The organism is Streptomyces actinomycinicus, from assembly GCF_016741775.1.
GTDB lineage: Bacteria > Actinomycetota > Actinomycetes > Streptomycetales > Streptomycetaceae > Streptomyces > Streptomyces actinomycinicus.
Genome location: NZ_JAERRK010000025.1, coordinates 17385 through 41985, shown reverse-complemented (window position 1 = coordinate 41985; position 24601 = coordinate 17385). Strand labels below are relative to the sequence as shown.

General features: G+C 69.8%; 21 protein-coding genes. 18 read left to right on the top strand and 3 right to left on the bottom strand.

What is annotated here, in order from left to right; translation table 11 throughout:
- Positions 1-81: 81 nt before the first annotated feature.
- The 3 genes from JK359_RS33170 to JK359_RS33160 all read left to right on the top strand — a co-directional run bounded on the left by JK359_RS33170 (position 82) and on the right by JK359_RS33160 (position 3127).
- The gene (locus JK359_RS33170) at positions 82-876 is read left to right on the top strand and encodes a DUF5677 domain-containing protein (protein ID WP_201843314.1); all 795 of its coding nucleotides are present in this window, start codon (positions 82-84) and stop codon (positions 874-876) included.
- A gap of 512 nt (positions 877-1388) precedes the next feature.
- The gene (locus tag JK359_RS33165) at positions 1389-2357 is read left to right on the top strand and encodes a ParA family protein (RefSeq protein ID WP_201843313.1); all 969 of its coding nucleotides are present in this window, start codon (positions 1389-1391) and stop codon (positions 2355-2357) included.
- Positions 2354-3127: a hypothetical protein gene (locus JK359_RS33160; protein ID WP_201843312.1), complete on the top strand. Its 774-nt coding sequence runs from the start codon at positions 2354-2356 to the stop codon at positions 3125-3127. The genes JK359_RS33165 and JK359_RS33160 overlap by 4 nt, the downstream gene beginning before the upstream one ends.
- Positions 3128-3187: 60 nt before the next feature.
- Here the strand turns inward: JK359_RS33160 and JK359_RS33155 are convergent, their stop codons facing one another.
- Positions 3188-4180: a hypothetical protein gene (locus tag JK359_RS33155; RefSeq protein ID WP_201843311.1), complete on the bottom strand. Its 993-nt coding sequence runs from the start codon at positions 4178-4180 to the stop codon at positions 3188-3190.
- 1 nt (position 4181) lies between these two features.
- Positions 4182-5111 carry a ParA family protein gene (locus JK359_RS33150; RefSeq protein WP_201843310.1) on the bottom strand — a complete coding sequence of 310 codons (930 nt, stop codon included), beginning with the start codon at positions 5109-5111 and terminating at the stop codon, positions 4182-4184.
- Positions 5112-5492: 381 nt separating this feature from the next.
- Here JK359_RS33150 and JK359_RS33145 point away from each other — a divergent pair, with 381 nt between their 5' ends.
- The 9 genes from JK359_RS33145 to JK359_RS33105 all read left to right on the top strand — a co-directional run bounded on the left by JK359_RS33145 (position 5493) and on the right by JK359_RS33105 (position 17077).
- A complete protein-coding gene (locus tag JK359_RS33145; protein ID WP_201843419.1) occupies positions 5493-7163 on the top strand; it encodes a DUF2637 domain-containing protein in 1671 nt (556 codons plus the stop codon).
- A 691-nt stretch (positions 7164-7854) separates the two neighbouring features.
- Positions 7855-8748, top strand: a complete 894-nt coding sequence (locus JK359_RS33140; protein WP_201843309.1) for a hypothetical protein — start codon at positions 7855-7857, stop codon at positions 8746-8748.
- A 40-nt stretch (positions 8749-8788) separates the two neighbouring features.
- Positions 8789-9055, top strand: coding sequence for a hypothetical protein (locus JK359_RS33135; protein ID WP_201843308.1), 267 nt, complete (start codon positions 8789-8791; stop codon positions 9053-9055).
- Positions 9052-10155: a conjugal transfer protein gene (locus JK359_RS33130; RefSeq protein WP_201843307.1), complete on the top strand. Its 1104-nt coding sequence runs from the start codon at positions 9052-9054 to the stop codon at positions 10153-10155. The genes JK359_RS33135 and JK359_RS33130 overlap by 4 nt, the downstream gene beginning before the upstream one ends.
- 11 nt (positions 10156-10166) lie before the next feature.
- Entirely contained in the window at positions 10167-10457 is a 291-nt protein-coding gene (locus JK359_RS33125; RefSeq protein ID WP_201843306.1) for a hypothetical protein, read from the top strand.
- The gene (locus tag JK359_RS33120; RefSeq protein ID WP_201843305.1) at positions 10454-11047 is read left to right on the top strand and encodes a hypothetical protein; all 594 of its coding nucleotides are present in this window, start codon (positions 10454-10456) and stop codon (positions 11045-11047) included. The genes JK359_RS33125 and JK359_RS33120 overlap by 4 nt, the downstream gene beginning before the upstream one ends.
- A gap of 15 nt (positions 11048-11062) precedes the next feature.
- Positions 11063-13606, top strand: a complete 2544-nt coding sequence (locus JK359_RS33115; RefSeq protein ID WP_201843304.1) for an ATP-binding protein — start codon at positions 11063-11065, stop codon at positions 13604-13606.
- Entirely contained in the window at positions 13603-15930 is a 2328-nt protein-coding gene (locus JK359_RS33110) for a hypothetical protein (RefSeq protein WP_201843303.1), read from the top strand. Before JK359_RS33115 ends, JK359_RS33110 begins: the two co-directional genes overlap by 4 nt.
- Positions 15923-17077, top strand: a complete 1155-nt coding sequence (locus tag JK359_RS33105) for a C40 family peptidase (RefSeq protein ID WP_201843302.1) — start codon at positions 15923-15925, stop codon at positions 17075-17077. The genes JK359_RS33110 and JK359_RS33105 overlap by 8 nt, the downstream gene beginning before the upstream one ends.
- On the opposite strand, the gene JK359_RS33100 is transcribed toward JK359_RS33105, so the two are convergent.
- Positions 17074-17778 (bottom strand): hypothetical protein, encoded by a 705-nt coding sequence (locus JK359_RS33100; RefSeq protein ID WP_201843301.1) that lies wholly within the window; start codon positions 17776-17778, stop codon positions 17074-17076. The genes JK359_RS33105 and JK359_RS33100 overlap by 4 nt on opposite strands.
- Positions 17779-18037: 259 nt before the next feature.
- Between JK359_RS33100 and JK359_RS33095 the strand changes: the two genes are divergently transcribed.
- The 6 genes from JK359_RS33095 (at position 18038) to JK359_RS33070 (ending at position 24559) form a co-directional block, all read left to right on the top strand.
- Positions 18038-18535: a hypothetical protein gene (locus JK359_RS33095; protein WP_307788378.1), complete on the top strand. Its 498-nt coding sequence runs from the start codon at positions 18038-18040 to the stop codon at positions 18533-18535.
- Positions 18532-20712 carry a type IV secretory system conjugative DNA transfer family protein gene (locus JK359_RS33090; RefSeq protein WP_201843300.1) on the top strand — a complete coding sequence of 727 codons (2181 nt, stop codon included), beginning with the start codon at positions 18532-18534 and terminating at the stop codon, positions 20710-20712. Before JK359_RS33095 ends, JK359_RS33090 begins: the two co-directional genes overlap by 4 nt.
- A 13-nt stretch (positions 20713-20725) precedes the next feature.
- Positions 20726-21685: a replication-relaxation family protein gene (locus JK359_RS33085; RefSeq protein ID WP_201843299.1), complete on the top strand. Its 960-nt coding sequence runs from the start codon at positions 20726-20728 to the stop codon at positions 21683-21685.
- Positions 21682-21990 (top strand): hypothetical protein, encoded by a 309-nt coding sequence (locus tag JK359_RS33080; protein WP_201843298.1) that lies wholly within the window; start codon positions 21682-21684, stop codon positions 21988-21990. Before JK359_RS33085 ends, JK359_RS33080 begins: the two co-directional genes overlap by 4 nt.
- A gap of 26 nt (positions 21991-22016) precedes the next feature.
- Entirely contained in the window at positions 22017-22391 is a 375-nt protein-coding gene (locus JK359_RS33075) for a hypothetical protein (RefSeq protein ID WP_236678840.1), read from the top strand.
- Positions 22392-23104: 713 nt separating this feature from the next.
- Entirely contained in the window at positions 23105-24559 is a 1455-nt protein-coding gene (locus JK359_RS33070; RefSeq protein ID WP_236678839.1) for a hypothetical protein, read from the top strand.
- The last annotated feature ends 42 nt before the right edge of the window (positions 24560-24601 follow it).

The following is a 24601-nucleotide window of genomic DNA, read 5'->3' as shown; positions in this document are numbered from 1 at the left end:
ACTCTTGCTCGCGTTGCAGCACGTCCCGAGGCCTCCGTGAAACCGGTCGTCACGGTCCGACCACTCCCCTACAGTCCTGCCATGTCGAAGCTGAGGAACGACCAGAAGACCGCCGACCTGGCTCGCGCGACAGCCGCTGATCTGCTCAAGGCCGCCGAGGACGCCATCGTGGACGGCGTCAGCGTCCCCCTGTCCAAGGTGCGAGTGTTCGGCCCGGTCTACAGCTGGTGGCGCCTCATCTGTCGCACCGCCGAGGCAGTCCTGCTGCTCACCGAGCAGGGCTTCACAGTCGAGGTTGCCCCTCTGGTCCGGAACATCCTGAACCACGCGTACGCCATCCACTGGCTCGCGGACAATGGCGATGCCGCCGTGGATGCCCTCGTAGCCCGCGGGGACGAGGAACGCGAGAAGCTGTGCAAGAAGCTGGAGGAGACCGGCTGGCCCCAGGCCGCCGAGTTCCGGGCGGCGCTGGAACAGGCCGCCGCACAGCAGCCTGCCCCGCCCGCCCGTACTGCCGCAGAGCAGGCACTCCACGACAAGCTCAAGCATGAGCTGAAGAACTTCTACGACATGCTTGACCGGTACGACGTTGCCGAGGTCTACCCGGTGTACTCGCACCTGTCCTCGCTGTCGCACACCACCATCTCCACCGCCAGCGCGTACGTAGAGCAGATGGACGACGGCACCCTGCAGATCAGGCAGGATGCGGCAGAACTTGGTCACGCCGACGTCATTCAACTGACCCTGGCTCTGCTCCAAGCCGCTACCGTCGTAAGTCCCCTTATCGAGGGCGACCCCCTGCGCCCCAGCATCAACCAGGCCCTCGCGGCGCTCGGCCTCGAGAACACCCAGCTTCTGCCCGTACGCGTGAAGTAGTCCTTGCCGCATCGGAAGCTGACCTTTCCTGTCCCCGGCCCGAGGGCGCTGCAAGGCCGCCGCCTGCGGCCGATCACCGGGTGCCGGGCGCCTCAGCGGCCAGTGAGTCTCAGGCAAGCTGAGGCATTGAGGACTCGACTTCCACGAGACAGGACAGGGCATTGTCGGCCGCTGCCCTTGTGGCACAAGGGCAGCGGGCGCAACTCCCCAATTGGGGAGTCGGCGGCACCGCTGCCAGCAGCACGTCGATTGCCGCTTCTGCGCTGACTGATAGCGCGGTAGCCGGTGCGCTAGGGGCCTCGCTAGTCGGCTGGCTAGGCGTGTCTTCGACTCTCGTGTCTATGGCGGTGCGGCTTGGTCTGGCACTCGACAGGGCCGAACAGACGAAGGAGGGCCAGCGGGTTGTGGTGTGCCTGTGTGTCGTCCCGGATGTCCGCGCCGTTCTCCATATCTTCGACCATCACATGATGTCCGTAAATTGACGGGATGTGATGTTTGTGCCTCTGCGTACCGTGAGGCTCGGCGTCGTCGACCTCAGCCGCGTCAAAGCCGCACTGCGTAGACGGCTGCAGCTGATGAGCGAGGGCGTCCACGACCGCAAGGTCATCGTCATCATCAACGGCAAGGGCGGGGTCGGTAAAAGCAGCCTGTCCTCAGCCATCGCCGCCGCCCTCGCCAAGACCGGGCTGCAGGTCCTGCTCATCGAGATCGACGAACAGGGCAACCACTGCGAGGACCTCGGCACCACCGGCACCGAACTCGCAGACGACGGCCAGGCCCAGGCCGCCGCCATCCTCGAGGGCAAGCCTCTCACCCCGACCGGCGAGGCGCGGCCCAACCTGTACGTGGTTCCCGGCGGAAGCGCACTGCAGGATGTGATCGAGGAGCTGTATTGCCAGCGGCGCGCCGCCGCGACCAGTGACGACCCAGAGGACCAGCTCGCCTGGATGGGGATGTACGCGTCGGCCGTCGACGCCGTCCGCCACCTCTATGACGTCATCGTCCTCGATGTCGCCCCCGGGTCCGAACCCTTGCAACTGCAGGCGCTCGTCGCCGGCGACATGGCCTTGGTCCCCACCCGGTCCGACCCCTCGTCTCGTAAGGGGCTAAGGACCGTGGCTCGCCGGTTCGCCGTCGCCATGCGTCTTAACCCGCAGCTGCGGCTGCTGGGCGTGGTGCTGTTCGCGACGGCGTCGGCGGCCACCAGAGTCCAGCAGAAGATCAGGGATCAGCTCGCCCACGATCTCAACGGTGCGGCCGGGGTCATGGAGCAGACCATCCGCCATGTCGAAGCGGCTGCCGTCGCCTGCCGTACCCACGGGCAGGTGCCGCAGGAGCTCGCCGCGAGTCCCGACCTGGACCCCGCGCTTAGACGCTCGATGAAGGCGCTGGCCGGCGACTACCGGTCGCTGGCTCTGGAGGTCCTGCAGGCGAAGGCGGAACTCGACCAGGCTGACGCGAACCGAAAGGCACGGCGATGACCAAGGACACCACCACGACCGGCGATACCAAGGTAGGCACGGAGAACACACCGGCACTGCGGGGCGGACTGCCCGAGGACGCAGCTCTAGACGCGTTCGCCATCGACAGCAAGGCGGCATTGGCCGCGTTCGCGCCCACCGCCCGCTCGCCGCTCTCCGCCTCCGAGAAGACCAGGCCTCTCGATACCGGGGGAGAGGAGACGCCCGCTGCGCCGACGGCAGCGGAACCCGTGCTGCCCTCCGCCGTTCCGCACATGGCGAGCCCCGTCGACACCGTGCCCGCTTCGGACGCCGTTCCAGCCGGCCGGATCGAGATCGGGCGCACGCCCGCGAGAGAAGGTAACCTCCCCACCCAATGCACGATCATGGTGCAGCCGCAGGTACGGGAGCGCTTCGGCCGGTACCAAATGGCTCAGAAGGTTGAGACCGGGGTGGAACCCACCAACGCTGTGGTCGTCAAAAGGGCCTTCCTTCACGCCCACCGAAACAACCTGTGGCCGCGGCTGCGTGAAGCCGTACGGCACCGCCAGCAGCCGGTCAGCGAAGAGGACCACGATCCCGACGGCCTGTTCGGTGAGGTGCCAGCCCGTCGCGTCGACCGTGGGGGAGTCAAGCACGGCGTGCAGCAGAGCTTCCGCCCGTCGCAGCAGGAACTCGCCGTGTACGACGCGTACACCGCCGCGTACGCCTTCGACAACCGCTCGGACTTCCTCGACGCCGTACTCGACGCGTTCCTTCCGCCCCTGCCTGGGCGGCGGACCTCCCGATAGACAGAGATACGAATGGGCGGGGCCACTTGTCGGCCCCGCCCATCCTTGCGTCTTCAGCACCTACTCGGGGCGGCGCACCGCAACCGTCCTGCCGATCTTGTTGAGGCTGCTCTCGATCTCGGCCAGCAGCGCGGTGGCAGCCGCCGGATCCGCCTCAAGGGCGCGCCGCACGGCTGGCTTACTGATGCCGCGCTCCGCCTCGCGCAGCAGGACGAGCGTCTCGTTCAGCCGCTCCAGGTCAGCCGACCTTGCGGGGGAACCCTTGGAATCACTGGCCTGTGCGCTGGACTCCCCAATTGGGGAGTCGGGGTTGCCGCCGATCGTCGTGATGTTGTGAACGGGGCCCTCGGTGCCGTGACCGACCGCCGGGTCGGGCTGTTCGCCTCCAGTGTCTGCGGCCAGCTCGTTGTTCGTGGCTGGCGCAGGCGCGGGCGGCGGCGGGGCCAGGATGCCCCGCACCATCTGCCCAATCTCAACCGGGCTTGATTCAGGGGTGAGGGGAGGAAGGCGGCGGGCGACGTCTTCGAGCAGGCTCGCCGTCACGCGCTTCCCCGTACGGGCCACCGCGTCGTAGACGGCGACGGCCGCTGTGTTGCCGGCGGCGTTCTTGATGTCCACCAACTTCCGCACCTGGGACTCGCGCGGGTGCCAGCCCATCTGTGACAGCGCCTCGCCGATGCGCCATTCGTCCATCAGGCGGTAGGTCTGGGATTCGGAAATCTCCCAGTGCACCCAGACGAAGTCGGCGAAGTTCGGGTGACCGGAGTTGCGGTGAAGGTTGCCGGTCGCCATCGTTTCGAGGCTCTTACCCGCGATCCAGAAGGCTTTGTGGAGATTGTCCATGCCTGCCTTGCAGGCCTCGAACGTCTTCTCCTCTTCCGGGGTGAGGTCGCCCTCAGCGGCGGGCGGGCGGGGGGCGGGGATGGACTCGAGCGTTGTGCCGACCGGGGCCTTCACCACGACGGTGGCCTCTTGAAGCACTGTGGACAGTCCGTTGCCCAGCAGGCCCTTCGGCCGGGTTGCGTCGGTCGGGTCGTCGTCGAACGCGCCCATCTCAGGCATTCCTCCTGCAGTATGAGTCGATCTCCACGTTGAGCTCGTCCATCTCCTTAGCCAGCGGCTTGATGGACTCCGGCACCACATCGGCCCTTGCGGCGCGGCCGGCCGCCACGTCGTAGCTCTTCGCGCTTGTGGGCAGCAGGTCCGCGTACTCGCGGAAGGTCAGGCCCTTCTTGCGGGCGTTGACGGCCGGCATCTCGCGGTAGCCGACCACCGTCGACAGCATCGGGGTGCTCGCCCCGAGTACTTCGATCACGTCGCGACGGACCTCTTCGTGAAGCTGCGTGGCGCTCGGATTGGACCCGTACAGGCAGGCCCCGGCGACCTGGAGGTGCGGGTTGATCTGGCTGCGCACGAGTTTGTAGTTGCGGGCGATGCGCCGCATGCCGCCGATGGAGGAGTCATCGGAGCGGGTGGGTACGAACAGCCATCGGGCCGCGGTCAGCGCCAGCTGCTCGAGGGGGTCCTGTTCCGGTGCGCTGTCGATGACGATGCGGTCGTACCACGGGGCGATGGGGGCGATCGCCCGGTGGAGGGAGGCGACGACGTGGATGCCTTCGATGGGCATGCGTGCGGTCAGCAGGGTCAGGAGTTCACCGACGGCCGGCCCGCCCGGCACGACGTCGAGGTTGGGGCGTACTTCCCGGACCGGCAGCAAGGCGGTGCGGTCGTGGATCGCCCGGTAGAGGCCTTCGCCCTTGAGTACCGAGGCTCCGTCGGGGCGCAGTCCCCGGTCGTACCGCTCGATGCCCAGGTCGTCGTCGTCCTGGCTGGTGACACAGATAAGGAGGGTGCGCTGGCCCTGCGCCGCATGCCAGGCGGCCTTGTGGGCGGCGATTGTGCTCTTTCCGACGCCACCCTTGCCTGTGCCGATCATGACGGCGTTCTCGTGTGGCTCGACGGCATCCACGGCATCGCTCAGCACCGGAAGAGGCCTCCTTGTACGTACTTGTGCGCACCCGGGTGAGGTGCGGCACACGGCATCCTGGCACACGCCGCCCCTTGGAATCTCTGGGCCATCGGCCCGACTCCCCAATTGGGGAGTCCACTCGAGCAGAGGCGAGGCCAACGCCGCGCTCCCGTGCCGGGGTTGATCCTGGACAACGAGAGCAAGATCAATTAAGTGAACTGGGCCACACCGAGCCGACACGAACGGGGCAGATGATCACTATTCGTTGACGATCGGACGCTCCGCTCGACCGAACTGCTGCTTCACGATGCCGCACGTGAGAGTGTGATGCCCGTTCAGGAGTGAGGCTCTGGAGGAGGGCAGGAGCACGTGGCCGCGCCACCGCAGCTGACCAGGATGCACCGCGTACTCATCGGCGTGGTCGTAACCGGCGCCTTGATCATCGCCAGCATCGGCTTCGCCGGCTCATACGCGGCCGTCCGCGAGCTGGCCCTGAAGAAGGGGTTCGGGAACTTCTCCTACGTGTTCCCGGTCGGCATCGACGCGGGCATCTGCGTCCTGCTTGCCCTGGACCTGCTGCTGACCTGGATCCGCATCCCCTTCCCGCTGCTGCGTCAGACGGCCTGGCTCCTGACCGCGGCGACGATCGCCTTCAACGGCGCCGCCGCCTGGCCGGACCCGCTGGGCGTGGGCATGCACGCGGTCATCCCGGTCCTGTTCGTTGTCGCCGTCGAGGCGGCCCGCCACGCCATCGGCCGGATCGCGGACATCACCGCCGACAAGCACATGGAGGGCGTCCGCCTCACCCGCTGGCTGCTCTCACCTGGCCCCACCTTCCTTCTCTGGCGCCGCATGAAGCTGTGGGAGCTGCGCTCCTACGACCAGGTCATCCGGCTCGAGCAGGAACGGCTCGTCTACCAGGCACGGCTGCGGTCGCGGTTCGGCCGGGCGTGGCGACGGAAGGCGCCGGTGGAGTCGCTGATGCCGCTGCGGCTTGCCCGCTACGGGGTGCCGCTCGCGGAGACGGCGCCGGCCGGGCTGGCGGCAGCGGGGATCGACGAGCCCATGCCCGTCCTTGCCGGCCTGTCGCCGGTCACCGATCCGAGGCCGCTCGCGCCTGCGAGCGCTGAACATCAGCGGGCCCTGGAAGCCGGGAGGGCCACCGAGGAAGCCTCGGACCACCGGTACGAAGACCCGGTCCCGTCCACGGCCGGCGAGGAGACCGTGGCCGCGCAGCCGGAGGCGCTTACCGAAGAGCCGGTCGAAGAAGCCGTCCTGGGACTGACCGCGGACTCGCACTCCAGCTTCGCCACGGCATACGCCGAGTACCTCAACCAGCACGGTGACTTCCCCACCGCCCGCCAGTTCGCCCTCTTCCTCGCCGACGGCTACGGAATCACCGACCCGTCGCACGGTGGCCCGATCGTCGAGAGGGAACTCGTGCCGGTCGTGAGGGAGCTGCGGCACCGCGTCGAGACCCCGGGGGAGTGGATGACCGATCCGTCGGTCACGGGCATCCCGTCCGCCGGCATGACCGATCCTGTCGGTCACTCCGCATCGGTCACCGCGCCTTCGTACTTCGACGGTCCGTCGGTCACCCCATCGGTCACGCCGGCCGCCGCACCATCCCAGGCCGCGCCAGTAGCCGAGCCGGTGCCCGCGCCCGTGGCGTCCGCAGCTGACACACCCCCCGCCGGCGGCCGGCTGCCCCGCCAGACTGCTTTCGACTTCACGACCGGTTCGGCCGCGGGCGGAGCAGACGGGGATGCGACGCCCTGGGAGGCGACAGTTACGGACACGGGCGAAGCCACCGCGCGCGTTCCCGAGCAACAGGTCGCCGAGACGCCGGTGAGTGAGCTGACCGAGGACCAGCGGGTCGAGCGCGTCGTCCAGTGGCTGATCGAGGCGGAGGCGGACGGCAAGAAGCTGTCCGGCGCCGAGGCGGCCCGCCGTAACCAGGTCTCTCCCAAGACGGGGCAGCGCGACGTCATCAAGGCCAAGGAGATCCTGGAGAAGCAGCGGCGCGAGCGCGGCCGCGCACACCTGCGCTCGGTCCGCAGCGACTGAAGCGACTGACCCCGCGGTCGATGCGAGCCGCAACCCCACCCCAGCAGGCTTTGGGTCCGGACGTCAGCGTCCGGGCCCGCGGCATGTTCCCGGGCCATCCCCCGTCGGGGCGGTAGGAACGTGGCGGTCTTCCATGACCGATCCGAGCCGGCGGGTCGTGACCGGTTGGAGCGCGGCGTGGGCTGTGACCGATGGCCTCGGGTGGATCGGTCATGACCGATCCACCGGCGTGACCGATGACCGATAGCCCGTCGACCGGTCATCGGTCATGACCGATCGGCGCGGATCGGTCATGGGCCGCCGTGACCGATCCGGCGGCCGCAGAGGCCCGCTGCTCCCCGTCGGCGAAGGCGGCTTGCCCGCCTGCATCGGTCACGGCCCCGCGGCGTCGGATCGGTCATCGCCGCCGCCTCGCGGGTGCTCGACCGCGGTCGCCGATGGGTGCGCGCGCGGCCCGTCGGCCGTGCCGATGGCGTGGCTTGCCCCGGCGTGGGGGAGGGGCTTGCCCGGAGTTGGTCGGCCCGGTCACCCGGGCTTGCCCACCTGGCGGGGCGGCTTGCCCAGCGAGGCGTGCCCCACCCGCTCTGAAATGGGCAAGCCTCTCACCTGCTCTTTTGGGGGTTTGGGCAAGCCTTCGGGCACGCCTCGCTGAGGAGAGTTCACGGCACGAGATCCGAAAGGAGCCAGTGCCGTGCTCGATGTGCCAACCACCACCCCGACCGCCCGCGGGATCTTCGCCCGCCTGGACGCGGAGTGGGCGGAGCTGTGCGCGGACGCGTCCGTACGAGCCGCGGTGACCGACTGGCTGATGACCGATCACCTCGCCGACGACGTCGCCGCCGTGACCGATTCCTGGGTACGCACTCTCGGGCCCGAGCAACTCCTGGCCACGCTGCGCCCCGGCCACGGCGTGCTGTCCGACGCGTTGACCGATGCCGTGCTGCGCAGCCTTCTGGTCCGCGCAACCGGTCATGACCGATCGGCCACGCTCGCCGCGCGGATCATCGTGCAGGCCATGCTCCCGGCCGCCGTGCGTATGACGCGCGGACAGGTACGCGGGACCGGCGGACGCACGTGGGACGACGTCGGGCACATGGTGATCGCCGCCCTGTTCGAGGTCGCCCGCTCCGGCCGCATCCACACCCGGCCCGGCCGGCCCGCCGCGAACCTCGCCCTGGACACGCTCAGCCGGGTCTGCCGTGAACTCGCCGCGGACCGTGAGGCGGCCGGCGAGGACCTGGCCGCCGCCGACAACCTCACCGACCCGTCACCCGGTCCGGCCGCGCGCGCCCACGCCGCCGCGATCCACGCCGCCGCGCACGCCGCGGGCCTCACCACCGAGCCGGCCGCCTGCGAGGCAGAGGTCAGCAGCGCACGCCTGGAACTCCTCGAGCTCGTGCTGGAGGCGATGGAGCACGGCTCGATCAGCCGTGCCGACGGCCAGGCGATCGCCTGGCACTACACCACCAACCCCGTCCCCGACGCGCAGGCCGCGCATCGCGCCGGCACCACCGCCGCCGCCTGGAGGCGCCGGCGCAGCCGCGCCGTCGACCGGCTCAAGTCCGGCCTGCGCCCGGCTGCCTGATCACTCGCCCGCACCGATCCCGACAGAGACGGAGACTTGCATGCCCGCCCGTACGAGGCCCCGGCTGGACGAGGACGAAGAGCGCGTCACCCGCGCCCAGCGGCTGCTGATCGGCCTGGGCGCCGCCCTTGTTGCCACCCCCTTCGACACCACCACCCACGACCGGCTGCGCCACTTCCTGGCCGACGACGCCCCCCAGGTCCTTGAGTCGCTGGAGGTGCTGCGCCGCCGCCCGGAGGCCGAACTGCGCACCCGGATCGCCGAGCTGGCCGGCCACAACCTGCTGCCGACCGGAGGCGCGGCATGAGGCACGCATTCACCCGCCGCCCCGCCAAGACAACGCCGGTCGAGCCTGCCCAAGAGGAGTGGGACATCGACGAGCAGCCCGCCGACTACATCGGCGGCTGGTCGACCGGCGCGCGCGCCAACACCAGCGCCGTGCTGCGCTGGGCGGCCTGGGGACTGATCGTCCTCGGTCCCGTCCTCGGGGCCGCTGCCTTCGCCCGCGCTTCCGCTACAGGTCCGGCCCGGCCGTCGGTGACGGCGAGCGCGCCGACGGCCACCGGCTCCCAGGGCGCGGCGGGTTTCGCCACGTTGTTCGTCGCGCAGTACCTGCGGGCGGGGGAGGGCGACCAGGACAAGCTCGCCGTGTACTACCCGGCTGCCGCCGACATGCAGCTCGAGGGCGAGCCGAACCGGCGCCACGGTGAGCAGCTCACCGTTGTACGGCTGCGGCAGACCGACCCCGATGTGTGGTCGGTGACCGTCGCGACCCGCATCGTCTCCGACACCGCACCGGCCGCGAAGAAGACCACGGCCGCCGACGCCTCCGGCGGCTCACAGCCCACGGCCGCTGAGGCGGCCGCCGACAGCGTCCACTACTTCCAGGTGCCCGTCGCCGTCGGCCCGGCCGGGCAAGGGGCGACCGGCTACGTGGCGCTGTCGATGCCGGCCGAGGTCACCGCACCCCCGCGGATCAAAACGCCTCAGCTGATCTACGGGCCGGTGCAGCCGGCCCCGCCGTCGGACCCGCGCATCCAGACCGTGGCCGCGTTCCTCACCGCCTACCTGACCAACTCCGGGGAGGGACTGGACCGCTACCTCGCTCCCGGCACGCGCCTGTCCGCGATCACGCCTGCGCCGTACAGGAGCGTCTCGGTCGACCAGATGCAGATCGAGCAGGACCAGGCGCAAGAGCCGGCCACGACGGTGCCCAAGGACGGCACCCGCACCCGCCTGGTCGTCACCGTCCGTGCCACCAGCCACGACGCCGTGCGCGTCCCGCTCACCTACGCGCTCACCCTCAAGGCCCGCGCCGGCCGCTGGGAGATCGCCGCCCTCGACGGCGCCCCGTCCCCGGCCCTGCCCGCGCAGCCCGCCCTCTCCAGCCCCACCCCCACTCCCTGAAGGAGCACAGCATGCAATCCGTGACCCTCGCCGCCGACTGGATCACCATCGGCAACGGCTTCGGCGCCGACCTCAAGACCTTGATCTTCAAGGTGGGCATCCCCGCGCTCGCCGGGATGTTCATCCTTTTCATCGGCTTCAAGACCCGGGCGCCCGGGCCGACCATCATGGCGGCGATCTTCGCCGGGATCATGGTCGGTCTGTCCCTGAGCATCAACACGACGGCTCAGGTCACCAGCGACACCATCAACCAGTACAACAACGGCGGTGGCAACAGCACGGTCCTGCAAGGTGACCGGTGAACACGGCCGAGGGCATCGACGAGGAGCTCGTCGGCCGCTGCTACACCAAGGCCCGCCGCGCGCCGCTGGTCCACGGTGTGATCCGCAGCGTCAACGGCGGGCCCAACCTCCGGCTGCCGGGCGGCCCGTACACCCTCACCCAGCTTGCCGCGATCGTCGTCTCGGTCGGGCTGCTGATCCTGAGCCGGCCCGTATGGGGCGGGCACGGCGTGGGAGACGTCGTCGTCCTGATCGGTGTGCCGTTCGGGGCGGCGTTCGGCATGCGGCACCTGCACATCGACGGCCGTAACCCCGCTGCGGCCGCCGCCAGCGTCGTGATGATGCTCGGCGCCCCGCGCTGGGGCCGTATCCACGGCCGGCCCTTCAGGCCGGCCCGGCCCGCACACGACGCGCCCCGCGTGACCCTCGCCCATCCCGAACTCGCCGACCAAGGGGCGCCGGTGGCCCGCGCTCAGGTGCCGAACCGCGCCCCTAGCACCGCCCGACCGATCCCAGGCCCCGCGCCACATCGGCCTGCAGCCGCCCCGGTGCCGGCGCCGATGGCGTCGGGTGTGCAGGCCCTGCTCGCTCGCCGCACGGCACGAGATTGATCACGGAGAACCCTGATGCGTCTGCCGATCCGGCACATCGCCAAGAACTTGATCTTCACCACGTCCGGCGCCGTCTGGGCGGTGTGGCGGGTGGCGGCCGCCAACTACTCCCACGCCCCCCAGGCTGCCAAGAAGCGCCGGCTGAAGGCACTGGAGTCGCTGTTCAAGTCATTGACCGGTGAGCCGATGCTGCTGAGTCTGTGCCCGCAGGTCGACCCGATCGCCGTCGTCCGCGCGATGGTCGCCGACGTCGACCTCGCGCGCAGCCCGCGCTACGAGCAGCTGGGCCACGCCGTCCTGGACCAGCTCGAGGCGATGGAACTGACCGGGCGCACCGACTGGCTGGCCGTGCCGCTGCCGGCCACCTCGCACAAGGACATGCTTGGCGCGGCGTTCCGCGCCGCGCGGGCGGAGATGTCCCAGGCGCTGGGCCTGATGCCTGCCCCGATCAGCCTCGAGGAGATCAACGAGCGGGCAGCGCAGGCCGAGCAGATGCAGGCCCGCTGGCCCACCGGGGTCACGATGCGGCCCGCGACCGAGGCCGAGATCCTGTGGATCTACGGGCACAGTGCGCGCCGGGGGCTGGCCGAGCCGTTCTTGCCGGACGGCACTGAGCCGGCCGTACGCGGCCGCGGCCGCACCGTCGCCGCGCTGGGGGAGGTCCTGCTCGCCGAGGGCGGCACCGATTTCGACACCCGCCGTATGGTGCCGGGCAACCCGTTCCAGCGCCGGTACTTGCAGGTCTCCAGCGAGTGGGGCGACTCCTACCAGGCGTTGCTCGCCCTGTCGGAGATGCCGGAGGCGTTCGCCCTGCCCGGCGCCGCCTACCTGCAGCAGCTGGACGACCTGGCGTATCCGGTGGACTGGTCGGCCCGCCTGGTCATCACGCCGGGCCGCAAGGCGGAAGCCAAGAGCCGTCGGCGCGCGCGGCATCTGCGGGCGCAGGCCGCCGAGTACGAGGGCGACCCGGCGGGCCCGCCTGCCTCGATCGCCAAGAACCAGGCCGACAACGACGAATTCCGCGAACGGATCTCCTCCTCGGAGCGGGAAGTGGAGATCCAGGCGATGGTCACGCTCGCCGTGTGGGGAGCCAGCCCCGACGACGTACAAAACCGCGCCGCCGCTCTCGCCCACGACTTCGGCGCCACCGACTACACCTTCGCCCGGCCGGTGGGGGAGCAGGCCAACTTGTGGCGGGCCATGCTGCCCGGCTGCCGCACGCCGAGGGTGATGACGGGATACGCCCAGACCCTCCTCGCGCACGACTTCGCCCTGGCCATGCCCTGGTGCGGCAGCGCGCTCGGCGACGACCGCGGCGGCCTGTTCGGGCTGCAGCTCGCCTCCGGCGGCGCCCGCCCTGTGCTCGTCGACCCCGCCCGCGGTCCCAGAGAGAACGCGAGTGCCTCGATGGCGTTCATCGGTGAACTCGGCGCGGGTAAGTCCGTAGGCCTGAAGACGGCCGTCTACAACGTCCTCGCCCGCGGCCACCAGATCGGCAAGCCCACCTCGCGCGGCCGCGTCGTCATCGTGGACCGCACCAAGGAAGAAGAGTGGGTCCGCTTCGCGAAGGCCTGCCCGGGCACCACCCAGGTCATCCGCATCGACCAGCAGGCCGAGGTCTCCCTGGACCCGCTGCGGCTGTTCAACGCCAACAGCCCGAAGATCGCCGCCCGGTTCTGCGAGTCCTTCCTGACCTTGCTGCTCGGCGTCAAGCCGATGGACCTCGAGGGCGTCGCCCTGTCCGAAGCCGTCGAAGCCGTTCTCGACGGTCCCGAGCCGTCGATGCGCAAACTCGTCGACGAGCTCGTCGAGCGCGGCAAGGACGACGTCGCGGCCCGCAACCTGTCCCGCAAGCTCAAGGCCGTGGCCCGCAAGGACCTCGCCGCCGTCGTGTTCGACGACACCCTGCCCGTGGTCGACACCCAGCGCGCCGACGCCGTCGTCTTCGCCGTCAACTCCCTGCAGCTGCCCAAGAAGGCCGAACTCGCCTCCGAGCACCGCATCGAACGCCTGGAGTTCGAGAAGGTGCTGGGCCGCGCCGTCATGTATCTCATCGCCGCGGTAGCCCGCGAGACCGCCATGGCCTCCAAAGAGGAGTTCGCCGTCGCCGTCTTCGACGAGACCTGGTACCTCACCTCGAGCGACGAAGGCCTGGAACTGCTCCTGGAGCTGATGCGCGACGGCCGCAAGCACAACGCCGCCGCCTACGTCGCCAGCCACGACCCGGACGACATCGGACCCGCCGGCTCCGAGAAGGGCCAGATCATCCGCGGGCTGATCCCGCACCGCCTGATGTTCCGGCAGACCACCCGCGCCCTGGCGGCACGCGGCCTGGACTTCCTCGGCGTCGACTCCACCGACCCCGACCTGATCGACCTCGTCACCTCCGGACTGTCCCCGATCGACCTGCCCGAAGACGAACGGATCGCCCGCGCCGGCGAATGCCTCTACCGCGATCTGGCCGGACGCATCGGGCTGATGAAGGTCCTCATCCCCTTCGACGCCCCCGTCGCCCGAGCCATCCACACCACACCCACCGACTACCGGAGCGCCGCATGAACGCGCTCAGACTCTGGCGGATCCGGCTGCACACGCTGGGCAGCGCCCGGCTGCGCATAGCAATGCTGTTCGCCGCGCTCGCCGCCACCACCCTGACCCTGCTCACCTCACTGCCCGCCCACGCCGCCCCCTCCCCGTCGCCGTCCCCGAGCGCCACCACCAGCACCCCCCACACCGGCGGGCTGAACACGCCGACGCCGGCGGAGATCGAGCAGGCGCAGAAGTTCATGGAAGAGGCGCAGGAGACGCTGTCGAAGCAGACACAACAATCGCTCCTGGAAGCCCAGGCCGACGATCTGCGCAAGCAGCTCCCCAACGAGGGCGGCGTGCTGGGTGTCTTCAACGTCACCGACTCCAACAACCTGCCGATCAGCGTCTACTCAGTGAAGTCGGACACCGGCTCCTTCTGGCGCTGGGACCTCGGTCTGATGGACTTCCTCACCGAGGGCGCCTTCATGTTCACCCAGTGGTGGATCGCATTCTCCTGCTGGCTGATCCTGTGGTCACTGTCCTTCGGGCTGGCCAAACTACTGCTCACCCCGGCACTGGCCGTCGCGAACTCCCTGCACTCCCGCGTGATCATGGAGATGGGGCTGCCCAGCCTGTTCCTCGCGATGTGCGCGCTGATCTGCACCGCCCGCATCTTCTTCGGGGACAGGGCCAAGGGCTGGGGCGATGCCGCGCTGTCCGTCGTCCTGGCCGCGCTGACCACCACCCTGCTGTCGTCCCCACCGCAGACGCTGCTGGACGACCACAACGGGGCGATCGCCGTCACCCGCGGATTCGCGCTCGACGTCGCCGACGTCATCCTCGATGCCGACCCGACCACCCCCTGGGCCAACAACCACGTCACCACCCCGGCCACGTCGTTCACGCTGTCGCGGCCCCTGACCGACGCGCTCACCGACGCATTCATCGTCAAGCCCGCGATGCTCCTGCAGTACGGCCAGGTCTTCGACGGCAAGTGCGCCGCCCTGTACACCGACAAGCGGCTCGAGCAACTCGCCTACGACCGCCAGATCGACAAGATCACCAAGAAGGCCTACCAGTTCAACGGCCTGATCGATCCCACGCCCGGTGACGCGCTGACCAGCGGACTCAGCTGGCAGGAGTCGTGGGCCATGAAGTGGGCGATCAACCACTACGGCGGCGTCCCGATGGAGAGCTTCGAAAAGCAGTGCGTCAAAGGCGATGTCACCGCCGCGAAGAAGGCCAGCCTCGACAAGCTCGGCGGCAGCGTCTTCCTCCTCATCGCCGCGATCATCGTGACCATCCTCATCGTCGGCCTCGCCGGCAGCTTCCTCACCGCCCAGTGCCGCATCGCCTGGGACGCCATCCGCGGTGAACCAGCCCTGCTCGCCGGCACCATTCCCGGTATCGGCCGTGCCTTCTTGTGGGACTGGTTCGCCTCCGTGTGGCGGTCTCTGGCCCAGATGCTCGTCGCGGTCACCTCGCTCGCAGTGTTCATCGTCGTCATCCGGGCCGTCCTGGACCCCGTCCAAACCGACTGGGGCCGGGAGTTGACCCTGCGGTTCCTCGGCGTGGACATCGTGTGCATCGCCGCGGTCAGGAAACGCAGAGCCCTGCAGGCCCGCACCCAGCAGATCGCGAACAACCTCAAGGCCAAGCTGTCCGGCGGCCGCATCGGCGGCACCAACGGCAGCATCTTCACCCCCGCCGCCACACCGATCTCCAGGTCCCCGCAAGTGGGCCGGAGGGCAGCCCGCGGCCTGGTGCGCGGCACCCTGGCCACCGCCGCCCTGGTCACCGGCAACCCGATGGCCGCGATCGCCTACGCCATGCCGGCCTCGGTGGGAGCGACCGCGTTGCTGTCCAGGATCGGGCGCGGACGACACGGTGCCGCGCGGCCGCGTGGGGCGCGTCCCGCAGGGCGGCCCGGCCCCCACGGTCCGGGTGCACCCCCGGCGCCGGCGCCCGGGCCGGCACCCGTGAACGGGCCTGCGGCTCCGCCCCGACCGGCACCCGCCCCACCCCGGCCAACCGCTCCCCCCAGGCCTACGCGGCCACCGCGGCAGGGCCCGCCGCCCCGGCCCGCACACCGGCCTGGTGCCCGGGCCGCGCGGGGCGCCGGCGCCCGCGTCGGCAGCGCCGCCCGGCCCCAGCCACCCGCCCCGGCGGCCAACTCGCCGCGCCAGCAGCAGCTGCGCCGACGCCTGGACCGTGGAATCCGCCGTACGCCGCCCACGCCGCGGCGCAACCTGCAACCGAACCGTGCCCCCCGCGACGACTACGAGGCCTACCTGTCCGAACTCGAGGAGGCCGAGCTGCGTCGCCGCGCGGCCGGTGACGCGGACGATGAGTAGCCGCTACACGAAGTGGCTAGCTGGAGGAGCCGCTGGGCTGTGTCTGTTCGGCGTGACCATCATGGGCGGCATCGCCGCCTACGTCACCGGCGCCGACGAGGCCCAAGCGCAGGCCGCCGCGGCCAAGACGCTCTGCCAGAGCCCAGGCGGCGCCGGCCTGGACGTGGACACAGCACAGCTCGCCCAGCAGGTCAGCACTCTCGTCTCCGGCAGTGGCAATGTGACGGTGTCGGGATTACCCGACCCCAAGGAACAGCTCCCCAACGCAAAGACCATCGTGGCGACCGGGATCCAGCTGGGGATCCCGGCCCGCGGCCAGGTCATCGCGTTGGCCACTGCCCTGCAAGAGTCGGGCCTGCGCAACCTCGACCACGGCGACCGCGATTCAGTCGGACTGTTCCAGCAGCGGCCCTCCCAGGGATGGGGCACCCGCGAGGAGATCATGAATCCTGTCTACGCGAGCAAGAAGTTCTACAACGCCCTGAAGTCGGTGAAGGGCTGGGAGAGCATGCCGGTCACGGTCGCCGCGCAGAAAGTGCAGAAGAGCGCAACACCGGACGCGTACGCCCAGCATGAGCCGCTGGCGACCGCGCTGCAGCAGGCGATCGCTCCCACGCTGGGCGCCACCGTGACCAGCCCCACCGGGGCGGTCAGCAACCCCTACGCGCTCAACTGCACCCAGACCGACGGCTCGCAGTACGGGACGATCAAAGCGGGCAAGCTGCCCGACGGCTACCAGATTCCCGCCAACGCCAAGCCCGCCGCCCGGACCGCCATCCAGTGGGCCCTTCAGCAGCTCGGCACCCCCTACCAGTGGGGCGGGAATTGCACCAACCCGCACGGCACCGACCCCGCCGGCCGCTGCGACTGCTCCTCCCTCGTCCAGCGCGCCTACGGCGTTGCCGGCATCCAGATCTCCCGCACCACCTACACCCAGATCAACGAAGGCAGCGCCGTCCCCGCAGACGCCAGCCAACTCCAGCCCGGTGATCTCGTGTTCACCGAAGGATCCGCCTCCCGGCCGGAACACGTCTCGATGGCGATCGGGGATGGGCTCGTCGTCCAGGCCCCACGCCCAGGCCGAGTCGTCGACGTGGTCAAGGTTGCTGAAAACGGGACGATCCTTGCCGTCCGGCGCATCACCTAGGCGGGCACCAGTTCCACCGCGACCGTCGAGAAGCGGAAGCACAGATTGCCGAGCACGGTCTCCGGGCGTGGCCCGGCATCGCCGTAGTGGAATTCCAGCACAGCGCTGGTCAGATACTCCCGGGTCCGGTGCCAGTCCAGCAGTTCGTCCTTGGCCACCGAGATGGCCCACTCGGGGAGATCCTCAGCAGTCTGCACCGAGCGGATAAGGTGGTCCAGGGCGGCGTACCACTCGGCGAGCTGCGCCTGATGGTGTCGTACCAGCTTGTCGACGCCCCCGGCCCCGTCCTTGGCCGCCACCGAGCGTAGATCCTTGCCTTGGAGGCAGGATTCACGGGCCTTGTACCTGCGGTCCACGTACTTGGCATACTGCAGCCTGAATTCCGGTGGAATCCGGGCACCTTCGCGACTTCCCCAACCAGCCTGGAAGTAATCCGCGTGCCAGGTCGGCACGTCCGACCGTGGCACCAGCCGCACTTCGGCATCCCCGTCGGTCACCGTGTGGACGGTGTTGCCGATCCGGCACCACGAGGCGTCATCGGCAAAGTACTCCCGCAGTGATTCCCCCAGGTCATCCAAGTCGCCGCCGAACCCTTTAACCAGAGCGGCTGACGCACTGGAGACTGGCAGACCGGCGAACGCGATGTTCAGGGCGGTGATGTCGAGTCGGTCATCAAACAGCAGGATCTCCACCTTCGTCATGACCGGAGCGTCGCGTACCCGAGGATCGTCGGTTCGTCGACACACCCACAGGTCACCCGCCTGCGCTGGGACGGCCGTTCGTGATCACCCTGGATTGCCGTGCCCACGCCTGGGGTGGACGAACGAGGTGTCCGTGGCCGAGGTCCCGGTGTCGACCAAATGTAAAGCAATTGCAAAGCCTCTGGGTTGGTGTCACATCAGATCCCACGGGCGGACTTGGTCGGGGTGAAGGACTCAATCGCGCACCCCGGAGGCAACTGTGAAGACAGCCCCCAGCACCCATATGAGCGGCGGGCACCTCCCCGACGGGGTACAGACGCTGCTCGATGTCGCGCACGGGATCGCCGTCGCCGCCCCGTACATGGCCGTCGTGATCGGTGTCGGGTTCCTTGCCGCATGCGGCATCGCCTGGCGGCGCGCGCTGCGTGTCCGGGACGCTCTGGCCGGTCGGGTCCGTGTCGAGACGGTGCCGACCAGTACCTTCGATCCCGGCGAGGGCGAGGTGCGGCGCTGGTCGCAGCACCTGGGCAGGGTCAGCTACGCCGCCGGTGACGTCCCGGCCCGTGGGCGGGCAGCCCGCCTGCGCTACAGCGCCGAGCACGGCCGGATGCGCTGCTACCTCGAGGGCCCCGCCTATGCGCAGGCCGTCCTGACGATGCCGGGCTTCGCCGAGGTCGAGATCCGCTCCGGCGGCTCCCGCAGCGAGGTCCGCCCGGTTCGCTTCTCCGTGCCCACCTCTCGCCGGGGCCGGTCGTGACGGCGGTCATTGACCTGGCCAAGCCGGGCCCCGTTTCACCGCGCAAGAGCGTTGCGTCCGGCTACGTCGAGCGGGCCGAGCTGGTTCTCGCCCTGCCCGACCACAAGCCGCTGGCGTCGCTCGGCCTGCACCCGGACCCGCTGCAGCAGCTCGCGACCGCCCTGTCCGGTGTGCGTACCGAGGACGGTGAACGTGCCGACGTCGTGCTGGATCTGCTGCCCGTTCCCGAACGTCGGCTGGCCCGCCGACGCCGCCGGCTACTGGCGGCCGCCCGGCGTCGCGGACCGTCCGCGTACGGCGAGCGGCTGACCGGTCCGCTCGGCGGAACGGGGCTGATGGCGTCGATGAGCGCGGCCTGGACCGGCGGCCGCACCTCCGGCAGTGGGCGGGGAGATCGGCTGCCGCGGATGACCGATGTGCGTGACGGGATCGGCAAGTTCGAGCCCTCTGCCGGCCCGGTGTTCGCCGTCCAGCTTTTGCTGCGCACCCGGGCCGCGCACCCGCAGGCCGCGCGTGCGCGCATGAACCAGCTCCTGGCGGTGTTCGCAGCCACGTCCGGTGAGAACTATCTCAAGCCCCGCCGGCCCCGCTCCCGCCGCGCGATCACCTCCTTCGACCGCCGCTTCCGCAGCGGCGAGTTCCGCCCGCGCCGCCGTCAGTGGATGACCGTCCCCGAGCTGTGTGGCTTCCTGAAGCCGCCCACGCGCAGCTGCACCGCCTCCAGCGTGGTGCGCTCCGGCGGTGTCGTTCCGCCCGCGCCGGCGAACCTGCCCGTCTACACCGGGCAGCGCGACCTGGTGCCGCTCGGCGCGGTCACCTACCCCGACGGCCGCGAACGCATCGGCGCCGCCCGCGTGAAGGACCTGCTGTTCGCCCTGGTGCTGGGCAAGTCGGGGCACGGCAAGACCGAGGAAGCCCTCGTGCAGGCCATCGCTCTGGCGCACAACGGCTACGGGGTGTGGTTCCTGGATCCGCACGGCGAGGCGTGGGCTAGGGCCAAGCCGTACCTGGCCCACCCGCACGTCGCCTCCCGGCTGTGGGAGATCAACCTCGCCGAGGCCGACGAGGACCAGCTGGTCGTCTCCTGGAACCCGCTGTCGATGGAGCGCCGCCGCGCCTCGGACGTGCAAAAGGTCGTACGGGCGGTGACCGAAGGGATCGCTGCCGCCCAGGACTGGGGCGACCACGCCCCGCGCGCCCGCACCATCCTGGCCCGCGCCGCCCAGGCCCTGGCCCTGCTCAACCTCAAGGCCGTCGCCGACGGCCACCCCGAGAACCAGACGACGCTCTTCCAGATCCGGACCTGGCTCGTCGACGAGGAATGGCGCGAGGCGCTCCTGCCCCACCTGCCCACCAGCGCGCGCGAGTACTGGGAGAAGACGTTCCCCCGGGTCGCCGCCGATGCGGTGCCGACTGTCACCTACGCGATCGACCGGCTCGACACGTCCCCCGCCCTGCAGGCCTTCTTCGGTAACCCCATCTCCGGCTACGACGTCCGCGAGGCCATGGACACCAGCCAGGTCGTGTTCGTCTGCCCGAGCGGTTCGGAGGCCGACGCTCTGGTCGCCTGCCTGCTCATCCACGATCTGCACCGCGCCGGCCTCTCCCGCCAGGACACCCCGCGCGACCGGCGCGCCACGTTCTGGGCGTGGATCGACGAACTGACCGCGCTGGACGCCTCCTCCAAGGGCTTTTTGGCCGCGATCTGCGAGCAGCTGCGCAAGTACGAGGTCCGGCTGACCGGCATGACCCAGATGGCCTTGCGGTTGAGTGCGGTGACCCGGCAGGCGCTGCTGCAGAACCGGTCGCTGCTGGCGACCTGCGCCGCTGACCACGACGAGGCCGACTTCGTCGCCCGCCGCTGGAACGGCCAGGTCTCCCCGGAGACCATCACCGCACTGCCGAAGTACCACTACATCATGTCGCTCAACCTCGACGGACAGCCCACCAGCCCGTTCCGCGTGCGGGGCCTGCCCGTCGAAGAGGTCTTCGCCCACTACGACAACCCCGGCGGCATCGACGACCTGGACCGGGCGATCGACACCAACATGCGCCGCCGCCGGCTCGGCGACATCCTCAAGGGCCTCGAGAACCTCAACGATGCCGTCCTCGCCCACCACACCGGGCGTGGCCCCGGACCGGCCTCCGCCAGCGGACCTACCAGCGTCGTCGACTGAGAAGCGAGCACCCATGCCCTACCCCACCCCAATCCCGATGGGCGCCAACGACGTTGGCCAGCAAGCCCTGAACGTCCTGTACCAGCACCGTCTGGTCTCCACTCAGCAGCTGCACCAGATGCTCACCCCGCACCACACCCGGGCCGAATACCTGCGCCGTCAGCTGCACATGCTCCGCGAGCGCGGCCTGGTCGAACGCGTCGGCCGGCGCGCCCACGGCCAGACCGATCTGCTGTGGTGGCTCACCGAGCCCGGCGCCGCCGCGGTCGAGGCCACCGGCCTGCTGCCCCAGCGCCCGTACCGGATGAGCCCGGAGGCGGCCGCCGGCCCGCTGCAGGAGCACACCCTGGCCACCGTCGAGACCGGCCTGGCGTTCGTCACACATGCCCGCACACTCGGCCACGAGTGCGGCCCGCTGGACTGGTCCCCGGAGATCGCCCACACCTACCGCGACGAACAGCGCCCCGGCGAGGACCTGCGCCTGATCCCGGACGCCGTCCTCAACTACATCCATGTCTCAGGGCAGAAGCGCACGCTCCTCACCTTCATGATCGAGGTCGACCGGACGCAGATGACGATCGCGCGACTCGCCCAGAAGCTCCACGCCTACGCCGCCTACCAGCGCTATGTCCCCCAGCCCACCGGCGGCCGCGGCCCGCGGCCGCCCCGCCGTACGGCCACCACACCGGCCTGGCGCTCGCGCTACCCCTCCCAGTCATTCCCGCGCATCCTGCTCGTGCTCACCGGCGCCTCGCCGGAACGGCTCGAGCGCCGCATCGCCGATCTGCGCAGCCTCTCCGCCGCCGACCCGGTCCTGGCCGCCACCGCCCTGCGGGCCGGCGTCACCACCCTCGACCAGTTGCGCGAGCACGGCCCCTTCAGCAGGATCTTCATCCCCGTACTCGGTGACGCCGAGCCGGTCGACGCCTTGATGCGTCCCGCCCAGCCGATCGCCGAGGCGCCGGCCGCATGACCGCCCACCGTCCCACCCGGGACCCCGCCGCAGCCTCCGCCCTGGTCGTTCCCCTCCTCCCGCATGCCGGTACGGGCAGTGACGCAGGAGGCTCGGGAGGGACGTCGTTCATCACCGAACTGGCAGCGGCCGTCGATCACCTGGAACAGGCACTCGAACTCGGACGGACACCGACACGGTTCCTGCTTCCCAACGGAGCCACCGTCACCGAAGCCCAACTGCGCCTGTGGGTGGCCCAGCACACGGCCCGCGCCCAGGCCGCCCTCAGCCAGATCACCCCTGCGCACACCGACGCTCAACGCTGATCAGCCCTACACGAAGGAGAACTGCAATGCTCCGTCTCTTCAGCCAACGCCGCACGCTCCGCACCACTGCCTCGGACCCGCGGCCCGAACACGGTTGGGCATGCGACGACATGCAGCCGCTGCCACAACTCTTCTCACCGCTGATCACCGAGATGATGGCCACCTACTGCCACACCAAGCGCCTGGCCGGTCTCGCCCAAAAGGAGCGCTCCGTCGCCGAATACCAGCTCGTCGCGCGCTCGATCGTCCAGCACGTCCTGGAGGGCTGGCAGAACCAGACCGGCGGCCGCGGAACGATAGACGACCTGCTTCTTGCTCCCCCCGCCTCCCATCCGGCAGACAATCCGACAACCTGCCTTGCTGACATTCCCGTTGTGCGGGAGCACCGCCGTGCGTACTGACCACACGTCGCGACTGCACGACAGACTTGTTGATCCACATCAGGGGAGCGAGGACGCGTCAAGAACATTCGAGCGACACGGGGATGAGCACGTGAATCGTGTGCAAGTTGGTGCAGCAATGGGACTAGGGTGGTCCCGCGCCGCCGTCTGCATCCAGCCGGACGCAGCAGCGGCCACTCGGACACGACAAAGGCCCCACATGGCTCCAGGTCGCCACAACCTGGAACACGCCACGGGGGCCGCGTCGGTGCGAGCAAGCTCTATCGAAATGCGTCTCGCACATCGCGAGACCGAGGCTGTTGGAAACGAGGTCTCGCTGCGATGCAGCGTACCCGGAACTGTCCCCCGGGACACAACAAGCGCCGCCAGGTGGAGGCTGTGTCAGCTCCGGCCCCCTGGCGGATTTCCGCATGCCTACTGGCATGCGGCTCTGCCGCGGTCCCCTTTGAGGGGGGCTGGATGACGTAACCCATCGAGGGGGCGGATCCCAGCGGCGCCTTCCCCAAGGCCCGCTGCCGTCCCTGGCCACGAGGCCCGGTCCCCACCGGGCCATTCGGCCGAACTGCCACCGCCATCTCCAGGGGGCCTAATCCCTGGTCCGGCGAAGTGCCCGACCTCCCCAGGTCGGACAGATTTTCGGTTCTCCCAGAACCCCGAAGCACCGTCACGGGGCTTCGTGCGCTTCAGCGCCGGAGCACCGAAGTACGGAGGTAATGATGCACGACCTTTTGGTGTGCCGCCATATCAACCCGGCGGCATGCCCGGATATGTCCAAGACCGCACCGGTCGCGGACACGTCCCGTCACGCTTTCGATCTCGTCTGTGACACTGATGCGCAGGAGATCAGTTCGACCGCGTCCCGGCGTCTGCGCCGAGCCTCGGAGTTCCTTGCTGCCGTGCAGTTCATGGTCGGCGCCGGGTTCCACCCGAAAGCCGGCCGTACGACGCTGCAGCTGGCCGAGGTCTTCGCCGAGCGGATGGCGCGCAGCAGCGATGGGCACTTCCCGTTTAGCGCGGAGGCGACCGCCCGCCAGCTCGGCCTGAAGCGGCGCGCGGTCTTCAATCACGCCCGCTATCTGCGGGAACTCGGCCTCATCGCCTACGTGGAGCACGGGTCGAAGCGGAACGTGCTGCGCACTCGCTACGGCGCCGCCTGGACGAGCGAGCACGGCTATCGCGGCACGGCCACCCTGTTCGCTGCGGTCGCGCCGCGGGTGTGGGACGACGCCATGGGCCACAGGATTGAGGGGCAGGGGTACGCGGGCCGGCAGGTCGGTGTCACCGATGCCGGCCGCGAGCTGGCCGTCGCGGCCGCGGTGGAAAGGCATCGGGTACGGCAGGGTCATCAGCCGACAGAGCTTGTGGATAACTCCGGGTTGTGCACCCCTTCTGTGGTGGTACCTCAGCCACGTACTTCCGGTTCTGTAGATGGGGAGCTTAAAGACAGGACGCGCGAGCGCGCCTGTCAGGAGAAGTCGCCCAAGAACCGTGCCAAGGGCGCGACTGGCTGGTCGGCGGCGAGGTCGGCAGCTGCGATGCAGGAGGCCCGGTGGGTTCAGCTGCACACGTGGTGGACGCAGGGATCGTGCGTGCGCCAACTCGCCTATGCGCTCAGGCCGTTCTTCGAAGCGGGATGGACCTGGGAGGAAATCGGCAGGGAGCTGGCCCGCTGGACGGTCCCGCTGCGGCCCCGGCACGTCGCCTCGTACGTGGCGTCCGAGATTCGTCGGCGGGTGAACACCGGCGCGCTGTTCTTGCCAGACGGCCTGGTCGCGCCCTACCGGCAGCCGGAGACGTCGACGTGGGACGACGGACAGACCCCTCACGGTTCTCGGTACGCCGCGATGCAGGCCTGGAAGGCTCGCACCTTCCGGCCAGCTGCAGCGCGGGCGACGGCCGCTTTCGAAGAGATCCGCCGGGTCTTGGCCCGCCATGCCGAACCGCGCAGAACCCGCACCGCGCCGGAGTGCCACGTCCCGGGAGCGCACCCGGAGAACGTACGGCTGACCCGGGCGGAGATCGACGCACTCCTGGAGCACTCGCACCCAGTGGTGGCCTGCGAAACACTGTGGGCTCAAGCCGAAGAGGCCGCGGAGTACCGGATCGAAGCGCAGAGCCGCCTGAGCACCTGGGAGCACCTGCCGCCGGCGCCCCCGGAGCCGCACTAGGCCGTGGCGGAGCTGCGATCACAAAACGGACTGCACGCTGTG

Coding starts and splice junctions, on each gene's coding strand:
- JK359_RS33170 (WP_201843314.1), top strand. CDS start 82: ATGTCGAAGCTGAGGAACGACCAGAAGACCGCCGACCTGGCTCGCGCG.
- JK359_RS33160 (WP_201843312.1), top strand. CDS start 2,354: ATGACCAAGGACACCACCACGACCGGCGATACCAAGGTAGGCACGGAG.
- JK359_RS33155 (WP_201843311.1), bottom strand. CDS start 4,180: ATGGGCGCGTTCGACGACGACCCGACCGACGCAACCCGGCCGAAGGGC.
- JK359_RS33145 (WP_201843419.1), top strand. CDS start 5,493: ATGCACCGCGTACTCATCGGCGTGGTCGTAACCGGCGCCTTGATCATC.
- JK359_RS33135 (WP_201843308.1), top strand. CDS start 8,789: ATGCCCGCCCGTACGAGGCCCCGGCTGGACGAGGACGAAGAGCGCGTC.
- JK359_RS33130 (WP_201843307.1), top strand. CDS start 9,052: ATGAGGCACGCATTCACCCGCCGCCCCGCCAAGACAACGCCGGTCGAG.
- JK359_RS33125 (WP_201843306.1), top strand. CDS start 10,167: ATGCAATCCGTGACCCTCGCCGCCGACTGGATCACCATCGGCAACGGC.
- JK359_RS33115 (WP_201843304.1), top strand. CDS start 11,063: ATGCGTCTGCCGATCCGGCACATCGCCAAGAACTTGATCTTCACCACG.
- JK359_RS33110 (WP_201843303.1), top strand. CDS start 13,603: ATGAACGCGCTCAGACTCTGGCGGATCCGGCTGCACACGCTGGGCAGC.
- JK359_RS33105 (WP_201843302.1), top strand. CDS start 15,923: ATGAGTAGCCGCTACACGAAGTGGCTAGCTGGAGGAGCCGCTGGGCTG.
- JK359_RS33100 (WP_201843301.1), bottom strand. CDS start 17,778: ATGACGAAGGTGGAGATCCTGCTGTTTGATGACCGACTCGACATCACC.
- JK359_RS33085 (WP_201843299.1), top strand. CDS start 20,726: ATGCCCTACCCCACCCCAATCCCGATGGGCGCCAACGACGTTGGCCAG.
- JK359_RS33080 (WP_201843298.1), top strand. CDS start 21,682: ATGACCGCCCACCGTCCCACCCGGGACCCCGCCGCAGCCTCCGCCCTG.
- JK359_RS33075 (WP_236678840.1), top strand. CDS start 22,017: ATGCTCCGTCTCTTCAGCCAACGCCGCACGCTCCGCACCACTGCCTCG.
- JK359_RS33070 (WP_236678839.1), top strand. CDS start 23,105: ATGATGCACGACCTTTTGGTGTGCCGCCATATCAACCCGGCGGCATGC.